Source organism: Allobosea sp. 117, from assembly GCF_000702305.1.
Taxonomy (GTDB): domain Bacteria; phylum Pseudomonadota; class Alphaproteobacteria; order Rhizobiales; family Xanthobacteraceae; genus Ancylobacter.
In genome coordinates this window covers 51,116-65,371 of the sequence record NZ_JNLC01000013.1, presented here as the reverse complement: position 1 = coordinate 65,371, position 14,256 = coordinate 51,116, and the positions used below count along the sequence as shown (strand labels likewise).

At 70.5% G+C, this 14,256-nt stretch carries 13 protein-coding genes; 7 read left to right on the top strand and 6 right to left on the bottom strand.

What is annotated here, in order from left to right:
* Nucleotides 1–175 precede the first annotated feature (175 nt).
* Both U742_RS0111465 and U742_RS0111460 read right to left on the bottom strand, forming a co-directional pair.
* Nucleotides 176–727, bottom strand: a complete 552-nt coding sequence (locus U742_RS0111465) for a DUF1036 domain-containing protein (RefSeq protein WP_038361336.1) — start codon at nt 725–727, stop codon at nt 176–178.
* A complete protein-coding gene (locus U742_RS0111460) occupies nt 696–1,988 on the bottom strand; it encodes a glycerate kinase type-2 family protein (RefSeq protein WP_029353099.1) in 1,293 nt (430 codons plus the stop codon). The genes U742_RS0111465 and U742_RS0111460 overlap by 32 nt, the downstream gene beginning before the upstream one ends.
* A 149-nt stretch (nt 1,989–2,137) precedes the next feature.
* Here U742_RS0111460 and U742_RS0111455 point away from each other — a divergent pair, with 149 nt between their 5' ends.
* The 3 genes from U742_RS0111455 (at nt 2,138) to U742_RS0111445 (ending at nt 3,749) form a co-directional block, all read left to right on the top strand.
* Entirely contained in the window at nt 2,138–2,992 is an 855-nt protein-coding gene (locus tag U742_RS0111455) for an N-formylglutamate amidohydrolase (protein ID WP_029353097.1), read from the top strand.
* 19 nt (nt 2,993–3,011) lie between these two features.
* Complete coding sequence (locus U742_RS0111450; protein WP_029353095.1) at nt 3,012–3,326, top strand: DUF1244 domain-containing protein; 315 nt, start codon at nt 3,012–3,014, stop codon at nt 3,324–3,326.
* 144 nt (nt 3,327–3,470) lie between these two features.
* Complete coding sequence (locus U742_RS0111445; protein WP_029353094.1) at nt 3,471–3,749, top strand: DUF2312 domain-containing protein; 279 nt, start codon at nt 3,471–3,473, stop codon at nt 3,747–3,749.
* A gap of 222 nt (nt 3,750–3,971) precedes the next feature.
* On the opposite strand, the gene U742_RS0111440 is transcribed toward U742_RS0111445, so the two are convergent.
* The 3 genes from U742_RS0111440 to U742_RS0111430 form a co-directional block, all read right to left on the bottom strand.
* On the bottom strand, nt 3,972–5,678 hold the full coding sequence (locus U742_RS0111440; RefSeq protein WP_248310339.1) for a peptidoglycan L,D-endopeptidase MepK: 1,707 nt from the start codon (nt 5,676–5,678) through the stop codon (nt 3,972–3,974).
* Nucleotides 5,679–5,949: 271 nt separating this feature from the next.
* On the bottom strand, nt 5,950–8,067 hold the full coding sequence (locus tag U742_RS0111435) for a L,D-transpeptidase family protein (protein WP_051661095.1): 2,118 nt from the start codon (nt 8,065–8,067) through the stop codon (nt 5,950–5,952).
* A gap of 232 nt (nt 8,068–8,299) precedes the next feature.
* Nucleotides 8,300–9,838 carry a sigma-54-dependent transcriptional regulator gene (locus tag U742_RS0111430; RefSeq protein WP_029353088.1) on the bottom strand — a complete coding sequence of 513 codons (1,539 nt, stop codon included), beginning with the start codon at nt 9,836–9,838 and terminating at the stop codon, nt 8,300–8,302.
* A 162-nt stretch (nt 9,839–10,000) separates the two neighbouring features.
* Here U742_RS0111430 and purE point away from each other — a divergent pair, with 162 nt between their 5' ends.
* The 4 genes from purE (at nt 10,001) to U742_RS0111410 (ending at nt 13,232) form a co-directional block, all read left to right on the top strand.
* Nucleotides 10,001–10,480 (top strand): 5-(carboxyamino)imidazole ribonucleotide mutase, encoded by a 480-nt coding sequence (gene purE / locus U742_RS0111425; RefSeq protein ID WP_156034215.1) that lies wholly within the window; start codon nt 10,001–10,003, stop codon nt 10,478–10,480.
* Nucleotides 10,481–10,496: 16 nt separating this feature from the next.
* Nucleotides 10,497–11,573 (top strand): 5-(carboxyamino)imidazole ribonucleotide synthase, encoded by a 1,077-nt coding sequence (locus U742_RS0111420; RefSeq protein ID WP_029353084.1) that lies wholly within the window; start codon nt 10,497–10,499, stop codon nt 11,571–11,573.
* Nucleotides 11,574–11,750: 177 nt separating this feature from the next.
* Nucleotides 11,751–12,734, top strand: a complete 984-nt coding sequence (locus U742_RS0111415; protein WP_029353082.1) for a protein-methionine-sulfoxide reductase heme-binding subunit MsrQ — start codon at nt 11,751–11,753, stop codon at nt 12,732–12,734.
* A 24-nt stretch (nt 12,735–12,758) separates the two neighbouring features.
* Nucleotides 12,759–13,232 carry a nuclear transport factor 2 family protein gene (locus U742_RS0111410; protein ID WP_029353080.1) on the top strand — a complete coding sequence of 158 codons (474 nt, stop codon included), beginning with the start codon at nt 12,759–12,761 and terminating at the stop codon, nt 13,230–13,232.
* Nucleotides 13,233–13,259: 27 nt separating this feature from the next.
* Here the strand turns inward: U742_RS0111410 and miaA are convergent, their stop codons facing one another.
* A complete protein-coding gene (gene miaA / locus U742_RS0111405; RefSeq protein ID WP_029353077.1) occupies nt 13,260–14,174 on the bottom strand; it encodes a tRNA (adenosine(37)-N6)-dimethylallyltransferase MiaA in 915 nt (304 codons plus the stop codon).
* Nucleotides 14,175–14,256: the final 82 nt, after the last annotated feature.

The window sequence follows — 14,256 nt, the reverse complement described above, 5'->3', positions numbered from 1 at the left end:
GACGGCCGGCAATATCCTGCCGCTCCGCGCCTCGTCATGCCCGGCCTTGAGCCGGGCATCCACGTCTTCGTCCCGTGAACGCGGCGCAAGGCGGATGGCCGGGTCAAGCCCGGTCATGACGGCTACTTTGCGCCGATGAGATCGAAAGCCGCAGACATCGCGGCCCGCGCGCCGTTCAATTCGTCTTGCGCGGAGCGGGCGGCGGTGGGGGGTGCGGCAGCGCGGTTCCGTTGGCCGAGGCCTGGCCCTGCTCGGTGAGCTGCACCGTCCAGCTCTTCTGCTCTTGCGTGTCGACCTCGAAGAAGCCGGTGCGGTCGAAGCCGCGCGCGAGGCAGTCCTGGATGCCGCGGATGGTGAACTCCTTCTCCCGCGTGCACATATAGGCCTTGCCGGCCCATTCCCCGCCGAGATCGTAATCCACCGCGTAGACGTAATAGAAGCGCGCCACGAGGTCGCCGCGCAGCAGTGTCTCGCAACTGTTGGCGGCGACGTTCCACCAGCCTTCCGACGACCAGGTGTCGCCGTCCTTGTAGCCGACCGCGATGCCGACGCGGCTGTTGGTGCGGTTGCACAGGCGGAAATCCGCCGCGGCGGGGCTCGCGCCGAGCATGGCCAGACCGGGCGCCAGCAGCGCCGCCGCCAGCGCGACGCGGCAGGCGCGCCCGCCCGCCCGCCGGGCGAACGCAGCGAGGTGGCTACGGGTCGATGAGGACGGCGCGAAAATCATTGACGTTGGTATAGGTCGGTCCAGGCGTCAGCAGGTCGCCGAGGCGTTCGAAGAAGCTCGTGGAATCGTTATTGGCGAGGAACTCGGCGGGAACGAGGCCGAGTGCGCGCGCCCGCTCCAGCGTGTCGGGCATCACGAAAGCGCCGGCCGGGTCGCTGGCGTCACCACCGCCGCCATCGGTGCCGTCGGTGTCGCCGGCGACCGCATAGATGCCGGTCGCGCCGGCGAGCGCCTCAGCCAGGGCCAGCGCATATTCCTGATTCGGGCCGCCGCGTCCCTGCCCGCGCATCGTCACCGTGAGCTCGCCGCCGGACAGCAGCACGGCGCGCTTGCCCTCGGCCTTCAGCTTCAGCGCCAGCTCGGCCTGCGCCGCCGCCACCTCGCGAGCCTCGCCCTCGAGATTGTCGCCCAGCAGGATCGGCTCGATGCCGGCCGCGCGGGCGAGCTTCTCGGCCGCGACGAAGGAATCGGCCGGCCGCGCCACCAGATGGTATTCGGCATTGGCGAAGGCGGCATTGCCGGGCTTGGGCGATTCGTTCGCCGGATCGCGCAACGCCACCGCGATGGAGCCGGCTGGCTCGATGCGGAAGCGGGTCAGCACGTCGCGCGCCTCGGCGAGCGTCGAGGGATCAGGCACGGTCGGCCCGGAGCCGATCACCGCCGGATCATCGCCCGGCACGTCGGAAATCGACAGCGTCACCACATGCGCCGGCTGGGCGAGCGTCGTCAGGCGGCCACCCTTGATGCGCGAGAGGTGCTTACGCACCGTGTTGATCTCGGTGATGTTGGCGCCGGAGCGCAGCAGCGCCCGCGTCAGCGCCCGCTTGTCGTCGAGTTCGACGCCCTCCGCCGGGGCGATCCAGTTGGCCGAGGCGCCGCCCGAGAGCAGCACCACCACGAGGTCGCCGGCCTGCGCGCCGGCGGCGAGGTCGATTGCCGTCTGTGCCCCCCGCAGGCCCGCCGCGTCCGGCACCGGATGGCCGGCCTCTACCATTTCGAGCTGGCGCGTCGGGCGGCCATAGCCGTGGCGCGCCACGCCGATGCCGACGAGGCGCGAGGGATCGAAGCCGAGCGTGTCGAGATAATAGCTCTCCGCCGTCTCCAGCATGGAGCCGGCGGCCTTGCCCGCCGCGAGCAGGATCAGGCGACCGGAAGCCGGAGGCGCCGGCAGGTGAGGCACGACGCAGGTCGAGGGATGGGCGGCCGCCACGGCGGCATCGAAGAGCTCGGCGAGGAAAGCGCGCGGCGACGTGACAGACATCATTCCCCCATACCCACACGGCGGCTCGGTTTATCGTTTTTGGTGCCGTCGCAGGTGCTGCCCGGCGACGCGAAACCGGCGTATTCCTATGGCACGGAAAGCCTCCCGTCACCATGCTTCAGCCACTTATCGCATTGATCGAACCGATGATGCTCCGCCTCAGCGCCGACCCTGAGCCGCCCTCGACACCAGAGCCGGAGGCGGCGAATGCTTTCCGGGCTGTGGAAATCATTTCCGGAAATCTGCACACCGGCCTGATCATCCTGTGCGACCACGCGTCTAATGCGCTGCCACCGGAATATGGCTCGCTCGGCCTGCCGCAGACGCAGCTCGAACGGCACATCGGATACGATATCGGCGCCGCCGGCGTCACCCGCGCGCTGGCGGCCCGGCTCGGCGCCCCGGCGGTGCTCTCCTGCTTCTCCCGCCTGCTCATCGACCCGAATCGCGGCGAGGACGACCCCACGCTGGTGATGCGCCTGTCCGACGGCGCGGTCGTGCCCGGCAACCGGCATGCCGACGCCGCCGAGGTGGAGCGGCGCATCGCCCTCTATCACCGCCCCTATCACCGGGCGATCGAGCAGCAGATCGACGCCGCGCTCGCGGCCGGCGTCGTCCCCGCGCTGTTCTCGGTGCACAGCTTCACGCCGGTCTGGCGCGGTGTGCCCCGCCCGTGGCACGTCGCCTTGCTGTGGGACCTCGATCCCCGCTTCGCCCGGCCGATGATCGACGCGCTGGCGGCGCCCGGCGACCTGATCGTCGGCGACAACGAGCCCTATGACGGCGCGCTGCGCAATGACTGCCTCTACCGGCACGGTACGGCGCGCGGCCTGCCGCATGCGCTGATCGAGATCCGCCAGGACCTGATCGCCGACGAGGCCGGCCAGCTCGCCTGGGCGGACCGCCTCGCCGACCTGATGCCCGCCCTGCTCGCTCGCCCGGACATGCGCGAGGCCCGAATCTTCGGCTCGCGCACCGACGCTGTGCCACCTATCTCTGTCTGACCGACCATCGGAGGCCGACATGACCGACGAACCCCTCACCGACAAGGACCGCACCGAGCTCGAGGCCGCCGCTTTCCGGCGGCTGGTGGCGCATCTGCGCGCGCGGACCGACGTGCAGAACATCGACCTGATGAATCTCGCCGGCTTCTGCCGCAACTGCCTCTCCAACTGGTACCTCGACGCCGCCAAGGAACGCGGCCTGCCGGTCTCCAGGGAGGAGAGCCGCGAGGCGGTCTATGGCATGCCCTATGAGAAGTGGAAGGCGAAGCACCAGGCCGAGGCGAACCCCGAGCAGCAGGCCGCCTTCGCGACCCGCCAGCCGGGCGCGCATTAATCCACAGGCTGCACGGAACGGTGCATAGAGGGCGGCTCGCGCTTGACGCAGCTTGCCGAAACGCGCCCTGATCGCGGCCCCTTATCCTGAGGCCCGGCCCAATGGCCGCCGGCCCTCCGCAGCCCGACCCTTTCCGGAGACGCCATGTCCGACATACCGAACGACCAGCCTTTGTCCGATGCCGCCGCCGGCTTCGCCAAGGAGCAGCTCAAATCCTTCATCGAGCGCATCGAGCGGCTCGAGGAGGAGAAGAAGACGATCGCCGACGACATCAAGGACGTCTTCGCCGAAGCCAAGGGCAACGGCTTCGACACCAAGGCGCTGCGCGAGATCTTGAAGATCCGCAAGCAGGACGCCGACCAGCGCGCCGAGCACGAGGCGATCGTCGACCTCTATCTGCAGGCGCTGGGCATGGTGGGCTAGGCAGCGCTTCGGCTCTTCCGGCCGCGGCGCGAGCCTAGCCTGCGGCTCCAGGAGTTCCCACGAGAACCACGTCATCCTGAGGTGCCCGGCCATCGGCCGGGCCTCGAAAGGATGTTCATAAACGTGCGGGGGCGGGCCCGTTCTGGCGCACGCGGGACCCCATCCTTCGAGGCTCGGGCATTGCCCGAGCGCCTCAGGATGACGTTGTCCGGGACTACGAAGTCAGTCCGCCACCATCGAGAGGCGCTTCTTCTGCGGGCGCGGATCGGCGCTCGCGACCACCGGTATCGCCACCACCGCGGCGCCGGAGAAGCGGCTGGTCGCCAGACCATTGGAGGCGTCGCGGCCGAAGCCGCCGTCGATCACCACGCGCGGCGGCGCCACGAAGGCGGCGAAGCGGCGCATCTCCGGAGCGCTGAGCGAGGTGTCGGCCGCCACCGTCGGGCCGGCGAACAGGCGCCGGATCTGCGCCTGCGCCTCGGCGGTATGCGGCAGCGGAGCGCGTGCCGCCGAGCGGCCGACCGGCAGCGCCGCCGGCTCGGGCGCGCGGCCCGGCGCCGGACGAGCGACCACGAAATCGGCGGCGGAGGCATAGGAGAGACTCGGCGGGGCCGGCTCGTCCGGCTGCTGCGAGCCGCGCACGATCAGCGCCGGCAGGCCGGCGTCACGCGGCCGGGTCCGCGGCATCGGCACATTGGCGAGCGCGGCGCCCATGTCGGCGCTCGCGATCGCGGCCGGCTCGGCGATGGCGACGATGATCGGCGCTTCGCCGGCGGGCTCCGTGGCAGGCGCCGGCGCGGCCGCGACGACGGCCGGGGCGGCCTGGGCAACCGGCGCCGGCTGAGCCGCCAAGACGGGCGCGTTCGCCGGCGCGCTGCCGGGACGCGACAGCGGCATCGGAACCGCGCTCGCGACCACGACCGGCGCGGGCGCAGCCTCGGCCGGCGCGCTCGGGCGGCCGAGCGGATGGGGAGCCGGGGTCGGAACGCTCTGCGCGCTCGCGACCGCGACAGGCGCGGCAGCGGCCGGTGCGGGTGCCGCAGGCGCCGCCTCCTCCTCGCCACCGGACGAAGCCGAGGGGGCCGCAGCCGGGGCGGACGACGCGGCGACGGAAGAGGCGGACGAGCTCTCCTCGTCGTCGTCGCCACCGTCCTTGCCGAACAGCGAGGCGAGGAAGTTCTTCTTCGGGCCGCTCTTGCCGCTCTCATAGGCGGAAGCGAAGGCCGCGCCGGCGCCGCCCGGCCGGTTGCCGCGGCTCTCGACCTGGGCCAGGGCCAGCGCATAGCCGGACATCGGGCGGCCGTCGGCCGGAACGTGCACGGTCTTGCCATCCGGGAACACGCGGGCGAGCTCGGGCCGGGTCATGCGCGGCCAGTGCCGGATGCCGCCGGTGTCGAGATGCACGAAAGGTGAGCCGGAGGTCGGATAGAAACCGACGCCGCCGCGCTGAAGGCGCAGGCCGGCCTCGCGGATTCTGGCGAGCGGAACGCCGGGAATGAAGAAGTCCATCGCCTTGCCAAGCATGTGCTGGCTCATCTGCGCGACGCCGCGGGAGCGGGCGCGCAGCATGGCGTTGGTCGCCGGCGAGCGATAGCCGCCGATCACCTGGATCGGCTGGCTGGCGTCGACGTCGCGATAGACCTCCCAGATGATGTCGAAGAGCTGGGGGTCCATCTTGGTCGGCTCCTTGCGCCGCCAGTCCTGGAGCAGGACGTTCAGCTTCTGGAGCGCGGCCGGGTCGTAGCGCCCGTTCCGCTTGAAGGTGACGGTGGCGCTCTCGCCGGAATGGACGTGATGCAGGGTCAGGCTGCGGGTGTCGCCATTGGCGACGGCGTCCTGCAGAAGTTCGGTACCGCCAATGGTGACGATCGCGGCCAGCGCGACCGCCTTGACCATGCGATACGGGCGAAACTTGCGTTTGCTGTGCACGAACCCGGAACCCGAAGCCACACGTTTCCTAAGGGTCGACGCGCAAAGACAGGCGCGCGCCGAACTTGGTGAACATAGTCTTGTCGGGTTTGGTTAAGGCCCCGTTATCGGGACCGCCCCCTGACTCCCGGGAGTTTGGCTAAGGGTTGAGTGTGGCGAAATAGTGCTGCCGTCAGGAAAAGCGCCCCGCGCGATCCTTTCCACCGGCTTTTTTCGGCGAACGTGGCTTGCATGCCGCAGCAGCGGCGCGCCGGCACCCCGGTGGGCCGAATCAGCGGGCGGCGGGAACCACGCCCCGGTCGGCCACCCGGCGCGCGCCGTCGAGGCCCAGCATCAGCTTGGTCTGCGCGTTGATTCCGTAGAGGTCCTCGCGGGAGACCAGCCGGCCCTCGTCATCCACGAAGCTGGTGAAATAGACGAGATGCACCGGGAAGCGCTGCTTCAGGTTCACATATTTCTCCGAGCCGCCCTTCATCTTGGCGATGCGCTGCTGCGACCAGGTGTCGGTCGGCATGCCCAGCGCGAAGATCGCCTCGCCGAACTTCAGCGGCTCGAACACCCGCACGCAGCCATGGCTGTAGGCGCGGCGCGCGTTGGCGAAGAGCGAGCGGCTCGGCGTGTCGTGCAGATAGACCGAGTGCTTGTTGGGGAACATGAACTTGATGTTGCCCAGCGCGTTGCGCTCGCCCGGCGGCTGGCGGAACGAATAGCCCTGCGTGCCGCGGCTCCAGTCGATCGAGCCGGGATCGACCACCCGCCCGTTGCGCACCACGTCGATGCCCTGGCGCGACAGCGCATAGGGATCCGAGGCGAGCTTGGGCAGCATCTCCTTGCGGGCGATGCCGGGCGGCACGTTCCAGGCCGGGTTGAAGACGACATATTCCATGTCGTGGGTGAGCAGCGGCGTCTGATTCTCCGGCTTGCCGACCACCACCTTGGTCTCGTGGAACAGCTTACCGTCGCGCACGATGCGCACCATGAACTCGGGGATGTTCACCATCACGTAGCTGGGCGCCACGTCGTGCGGCAGCCAGCGCCAGCGCTCCATATTGGCGACGATGTCGGAGATGCGCGCCTCGCCGGTGTCGTTCAGCGCAGCGATGGTCGCCTTTCCGATGATGCCGTTGGCAGGCTGGTCCAGCTTCTCCTGGAACTGCTTCACCGCCTCCACGAGATCGTGGTCGTAGGTCATGCTGTCGACATCGCCCTGCACGCCGAGCCGGGTGCGCAGCAGCGGCACGCGAGGATCGTCCATATTGGGGCGCAGCACGCGACCCTGCGGCACCTGCGGCGGCGGCACGCTGCCGACCTCGGCGCGCAGCTCGGCTAGCTTCGCCTTGAGGCGGCCATAGCCCTCATATTGCGGCGCGTAGCTCGTCAGCACAGCGCGCGGATCGGCGGCGCCGCTCACGTCCTGAAGCACCTTCGCCGGGTCCGGCGGGGTGCGCAGCGGCGTGACGCCGGCGGAGATGCGGCTCGGATCGAAGCGGCCGGACTGGAGGTGCCGCGCATAGGTGAGCGTCGCCGCCGCCATGCGCAGCTCGGTCTCCGCCAGCGTGACGTCGCTCGCTCCGGTGCTCGGCGCGGCAACCGCGTAGTCGGACGGCGAGAGCCCGTCCTCGCCGGAAGCGGCGAACTGCGCGCGCACCGCGACTGAGAGCGGCGAGAGCTCGCGCCCGGAAAGGAAGGCCGGCTTGCCGCCGCGCCCGGCATAGAAGGCGACGAGCGCCTCCTGTTCGGGCTTCTGCGCGACGAACTTGCCGAGGTCGAGGCCCGCCAGCAGAGCGGCGAGCGCCTCGGAGACGGGATCGGCGGCCGGCGCCTCCGGCGTCGCGGCGACGGCGGGCGCGGCAGGCTGGGGCGACGCCGCATTCTGCGCGGGCGCCTCGGGCGCCGGGGCGACCGGCTCGGGAGCGGCGGCGGTCGCCGGCGGGTTCGGAATGGCGGGCGCCGCTTCAGGCGCCGGAGCCGCGACGGCAGGCTCGCTCGGGGCAGCCGGCGCTACCTCGGGCAGCGGAGCGGCGGTCACCGCATCGGGAGCTTCGGGAGCCGCCGGCGGCGCGGGCGGGTCTTCCGGCATCGCCACCGCGGCAGGCTTGCTGTCGCGGCTCGGCTCCATGGCGTCGGGGATCGCCGCCTTCGCGGCTTCCGGCGTGGCGTCGGGCAGCGGCGTGGCGCTCGCGCCATCCGGCGCGGCCGGCTGCGCAGCATGGGTCGGGTCGGCGGGGGTGCCGGCCGCCGGCGTCAGGTCATCCGTGCCCATGCCGGCATTGTCGGTGGTCTCGACATCGGCCTCGGGCTGGGTGCGGGCCGCCAGCGGCATGGCGAGCCCCAGCGCCAGGAAAGCCGCCAGAGCAGTGCCGGCGAGATAGTCGAAACGCCGCGACATAACCTTCTCCGTCCCTCGCCTTCGGAACACATGCCGCCGGGTGCGGTCACCCCGCGGCAGATAGATGCTCCGGCTCAATGATTTCGGCACGTTCCTTTCGCTAAGACCCCATGATCTTTGCGAAACCTGCCCGGCGGTATGCTTGTCCGATCCACCGCCTGAACCTTTTGTGAACGATATGGTTACGGGTTCAACTCACGAACCCGCCACCCTGTTCGATAATGCGCCCGCGTCACTCCCGCGCCACACGGCCGGGCGGTTCCGGCTCGTCCATTCCCGGATCGAGCCCGAGCTCGGCGAGCTTGCGGTAGAGCGTCGAGCGGCCGATGCCGAGACGTCGCGCCACTTCGGTCATGCGGCCCTTGTAATGGTCGATGGCGAAGCGAATCACCTCGGCCTCGATGTCCTCGAGCGAGCGCACATGCCCGCTGGCGGCCAGCATGGCGAGCGCGCCGGCCACCGGCGTGAACGACGTGGCGGGGGCGTCGGCCGTCACCTGCACGAGGCGCGGAACGCCGCCCGGCCGGATCGCGATGCTGAGATCGAAATCCGGGATCTCGACGCCTGGTCCCTGTTCCGGCGCGTTCGCGGCCGCCGCCGCGAGCTGCGGCAGCTCCTCGACGTCGATGCGGTCGCCTTCCGCCAGCACCACCGCGCGGAACACCACATTCTCGAGCTGGCGCACATTGCCCGGCCAGCGATGGCTGCACAGCAGCCGCATCGCCGCCGCGCTCACAGTGCGGATCGGCTTGCCCTCCTCCGCCGCGAAGCGCGCCACGAAGCGGCGCACCAGGTCCGGAATGTCCTCGGAGCGCTCGCGGAGCGGCGGCAGCGTGATGGGGAACACGTGCAGCCGGTAGAACAGGTCCTCGCGGAACCCGCCGGCGCGGGTCAGCGCCACCAGATCGCGATTGGTCGCCGAGATGATGCGGACGTCGACCTTCACCGGTCGACGCGCGCCGACGGGATCGACCTCGCCCTCCTGCAGCACGCGCAGCAGCTTCACCTGCGCGTCCATCGGCAGCTCGCCGATCTCGTCGAGGAACAGCGTGCCGCCATCCGCCTCGAAGAATCGCCCGGCATGACGCGCCTCGGCGCCGGTGAAGGCGCCGCGCTCATGGCCGAACAGGATCGATTCGGCGAGGTTGGCGGGGATCGCGCCGCAGTTCACCGTCACGAACGGTTTCGAGCGCCGCTCGCCCGAGCCGTGGATGGCGCGCGCCACGATCTCCTTGCCGACGCCGGATTCGCCTTCGATCAGCACCGGAATCGAGGAGCCGGCGGCCTTGGCGGCGAGCCTCAGCGCCGCCTGCATGCGCGTCGAGCGGCTGGAGATGTCGGCGACGTCGAGCATGCCGGAGGCCGAGCGACGCATGCGCCGCACCTCGCCCTTCAGCACCTGCGCCGCTAGAGCATTGGCGAGCGAGACCTGCAGCCGCTCCGCGCCGACCGGCTTCACCACGAAGTCGAAGGCGCCCGCGCGCACCGCCGTCACCGCGGTGTCGATGCCGCCATGGGCGGTCTGCACGATCACCGGGACGTCGATGCCGAGGGAACGGAGCTTTCCGAGCACGCCGAGGCCGTCGAGGTCGGGCATGACGAGATCGAGCACCACGCAGTCGATCGGCGCTTCACCGGCCGCAGTGATGCGGCGGATCGCCTCGTCGCCGCCCTCGGCCACCACCGGCTCATGGCCGAAACGGCGCACCATCGCCTCAATGAGGCGGCGCTGCACCGGATCATCATCGACCACGAGCACGCGGGCGGTCACACGGCGCTTCCTTGTCCCGTTTCGGGGCAATCTGGCCTTGGAAACTTAATGCCCCATTAAGTTCCGTCCTGCGCCTATTCCCCTTGCCGCCGCATTCGCGATTCCTATAATCCGCGCCTTCTTTTTCGGGGGAAGGCAAAAGCGATGAACGCCGCGACGACCGTGCCGACGCCGGTCGCCATCATCATGGGCAGCCAGTCCGACTGGGAGACCATGCGACACGCCGCCGAGACGCTCGACGCGCTCGGCGTCCTGCACCGCACGCGCATCGTCTCGGCCCACCGCACCCCCGAGCGCATGTTCGACTTCGCCCGGAGCGCCCGCGCCGCCGGCTTCAAGGTCATCATCGCCGGCGCCGGCGGAGCGGCGCATCTGCCCGGCATGGTCGCCTCGCTCACCTCGCTCCCCGTTTTCGGCGTGCCGGTGGAAAGCAAGGCGCTCTCCGGCCAGGACAGCCTCTATTCCATCGTGCAGATGCCGGCCGGCGTTCCGGTCGGCACGCTCGCCATCGGCAAGCCGGGCGCCATCAACGCCGCGCTGCTCGCCGCGGCCGTGCTGGCGCTGTCCGATCCGGCGCTAGCTCAGCGCCTCGACCTCTGGCGTGCCGAGCGCACCGCCGCCGTCGCCCACGAACCGAGCTGACGGAAGCCCCTCAGACATGCTCGCTCCCGGTTCCACCATCGGCATCCTCGGCGGCGGCCAGCTCGCCCGGATGATCGCGCTCGCCGCCGCCCCGCTGGGCCTGAAGACGCACATCTTCGCCCCCGAGGCCGGCAGCCCGGCCTTCGACGTCGCAAGCGCGCATACCGAGGCCGCCTATGACGACCTCGCGGCGCTGGAGCGCTTCGCGCATGGCGTCGACGTCGTCACCTACGAATTCGAGAACGTGCCGGTGGCGACCGCCGAGCATCTCTCGGCCTTCAGGCCGGTGCATCCGGGCGCCCGCGCGCTCGGCATCACGCAGGACCGCCTCGTCGAGAAGAGCTTCGTCGCCGGCCTCGGCATCGAGGTGGCGCCCTTCGCGGCGGTGAACGACGAGGATGAGCTCGTCCACGCGCTCGACCATATCGGCCGCCCCTCGGTGCTGAAGACCCGCCGCTTCGGCTATGACGGCAAGGGCCAGGTTATGATCCGCGAGGAGGACGCGCCGAAAGCCGCCTTCGACGCCATCGGCCGCCACCCGGCGATCCTCGAGGGCTTCGTACCCTTCGTGCGCGAGGTCTCGGTGGTTGCCGCCCGCCGGGCCGACGGCGCCTTCGCCGCCTATGAGGTGACGGAGAACGTGCACCGCCACCACATCCTGCACCGCTCCACCGTGCCGGCGAACGTGACGCCGGAGACCGAGGCGGCCGCGCAGGAGATCGCGCGGCGCATCGGCGATGCGCTCGCCTATGTCGGCGTCTTCGCGGTCGAGCTGTTCGTCGTCGAGGCCGACGGCGGCCAGCGCGTGGTGGTCAACGAGATCGCCCCGCGCGTCCACAATTCCGGGCACTGGACGCTGGACGGCGCCGAGACCAGCCAGTTCGAGCAGCATGTGCGGGCGATAGCCGGCTGGCCGCTCGGCCTGACCACGCGGCGCGGACGGGTCGAGATGACCAATCTGATCGGCGACGAGGCGGGAAGCTGGCACAAGGTGCTGGAGGAGAAGGGCGCGCATCTCCACCTCTACGGCAAGGCCGAATCCCGGCCGGGCCGCAAGATGGGGCACGTGACGCGGATCTTCCCGGAAGGCTGATCGTCGCCTCAACGGCATCTCGGAACGGGGTCACTGGCCCATTGCGCACGGGGCGAGAAATGCGCGGCACGTCGCCGCGCTTTCACGCGAAAGTGCGGCGCTCCGTGTAACGCCGGCCCCATGGATCGCGTATCCGGATAGAATTCCATCCCGCGTGATCCCGGTCCATCCTGACCCATGCCCTTCCTGCGCGAACGTTCCGGCCGGCTGAGCCCGGAGAAGATCATCGCCTTCATCGGCGTATTGCTGCCCTTGGGCTGGCTGCTGTGGCGCGCCTTCTCGGGCGATCTCGCGCCACCCTCGCCCTTCGGCCAGCCGCCCGGTCTCGGCGGCGGCCCGGCGTTGGGCGGTCCCGGCCTCGGCGGGCCGGGGCTCGGAGCGCCGGGTGGCGGATTGGGTGGCGGGGGTCCCGGCGGCGAGCCGGCGCTTGGTGCCCGGCCGCTCACCGAGGCCATCCGCTTCATCGGCGACTGGGCGATCCGGCTCATCGTCGTCACGCTGGCGGTGACGCCGGCGCGGCGTCTGTTCAACTGGCCGAAACTGATCCTCGCCCGCCGCACGCTGGGCCTCGGCGCGCTCTTCTATGTGCTGCTGCATTTCGGCTTCTACATCGTCGACATGAGCGGCGACCTCGTCACGGTGGCGCGCGAGATCGTGCTGCGCATCTATCTCACCATCGGCTTCGTCGCGCTCATCGGCCTCGTCGCGCTCGGCTCCACCTCATGGGACGGCGCGGTGCAGCGGCTCGGGGCGGAGCGCTGGAACCGGCTGCATTCGCTCGTCTATCCGATCGCGATGCTCGGCCTGCTGCACTATTTCATGCAGCAGAAGCTCGACGTGACGCCGCCCACCCTGCTCGCCGGCTTCTTCCTCTGGCTGATGGGCTGGAGGCTGCTGCAGAAACGCGATCTCGGCACCAGCCCGCTCGCCCTTGTCGGCCTCGCCATCGGTGCGGGGCTCGCGACCGCCCTGCTCGAGGCCGGCTGGTATGCGCTCGCGACGGGTGTCGATCCGGTGCGGGTGCTTCAGGCCAATCTCGCCTTCGACTATTCGATCCGCCCCGCCTGGTGGGTCGCCGGCCTCGGCCTCGCGGTGACCGCCGCGAGCCAGGTCGCGCTGCGCCTGCGTCCCCTGCCCGCGCCCCGGACGGCGCGGGCCTGAACGTCCACCCCGATGGAGCCCCGCATGAGCGAGACCCGCCCGCCGCTTCCCCCCTTCACCCGCGAGACTGCGACCCAGAAGGTGCGCGGCGCCGAGGATGGCTGGAATTCCTGCAATCCCGAGCGCGTCTCGCTCGTCTACACGCCGGACAGCCGCTGGCGGAATCGGTCCGAGTTCGTCACCGGCCGCGCCGAGATCGTCGCCTTCCTCACCCGCAAATGGGCGAAGGAACTCGACTACCGACTGATCAAGGAGCTCTTCGCCTTCACCGAGAACCGCATCGCCGTGCGCTTTGCCTATGAATGGCACGACGATTCCGGCAACTGGTTCCGTTCCTACGGCAACGAGAACTGGGAATTCGCCGAGAACGGCCTGATGCAGCAGCGCTATGCCAGCATCAACGACCTGCCGATCCGCGATTCGGAGCGCAAATATCACTGGGATCGCTCGGGGCCCCGGCCGGCCGATCATCCCGGCCTCTCCGATCTCGGATTGTGAGGGCGACCGCCCCTCGCGCTCCACGCCTCATGGCGCGGCGGTCACGCCGCGCAGCGCCTCGCCCGCCACTTCGGGAGGGAGATGCAGCCAGCCCTCGAACTGGTGGCGGAACCAGGTCTCCTGTCGCTTGGCGTAGCGGCGGGTGTCGAGGATGCCGCCCTCCGCCGCCTCCTCCAGCGTGATCTCGCCGGCGAGATGGCGGCGCAGCGCCGGCACGCCGTGCGCCTTCAGCACCGGCCGGTCCTCGGGCAGGCCACGCGCCGCCAGCGCTCGTACCTCCTCCAGCGCGCCCGCCTCCAGCATGACGCCGAACCGCCGGGCGATGCGCTCACGCAGGGCGGAGCGCTCGACCGCGAGGAAGATCTTCACCGTGTCCCACCCGTCCAGCACCGCCGGCATGGCGGGCTCGGCCTGCCAGCGGGCGAGCGGGCGCCCTGTCGCCTCGAACACCTCCAGCGCGCGCATCAGCCGCTGCGTGTCGGAGGGGCGCAGCCGTGCCGCCGTCTCGGGATCGCAGGCGGCGAGGCGCGCATGCAGCGCCGGCGCGTCCTCGCCGAGGCCGCGCACCCGCGCGCGCACCTCCTCGGGGATCGGCGGGATGGCTGAGAGCCCTTCGGTCAGCGCCTTGAAATAGAGCCCGGTACCGCCGATCAGGATCGGCAGCCGGCCCGCCGCGCGCGCCTCCTCGATGGCGCACCGCGCATCCTCGATGAAGCGCGCCACCGAATAGTCCTCGGCGCCGTCGACATGGCCGTAGAGCGCGTGCGGCGCCTGCGCCTCCTCCTCGGGAGTCGGGCGCGCGGTGATGATGCGCAGGTCGCGATAGACTTGCATGGAATCGGCGTTGACGACGATGCCGCCCACGCGCCGCGCCAGATCGAGCGCCAGCGCCGACTTGCCGCTCGCCGTCGGCCCTGCAATAAGCACCGCGCGCGGGCTCAAACCTGCCTCTCCGTTCTCTCGCGTCGGCCTGCCGACGCATCCCCTCCTTCTTGCCCGGCGCAACCGCGCAGGCAAGCCATTC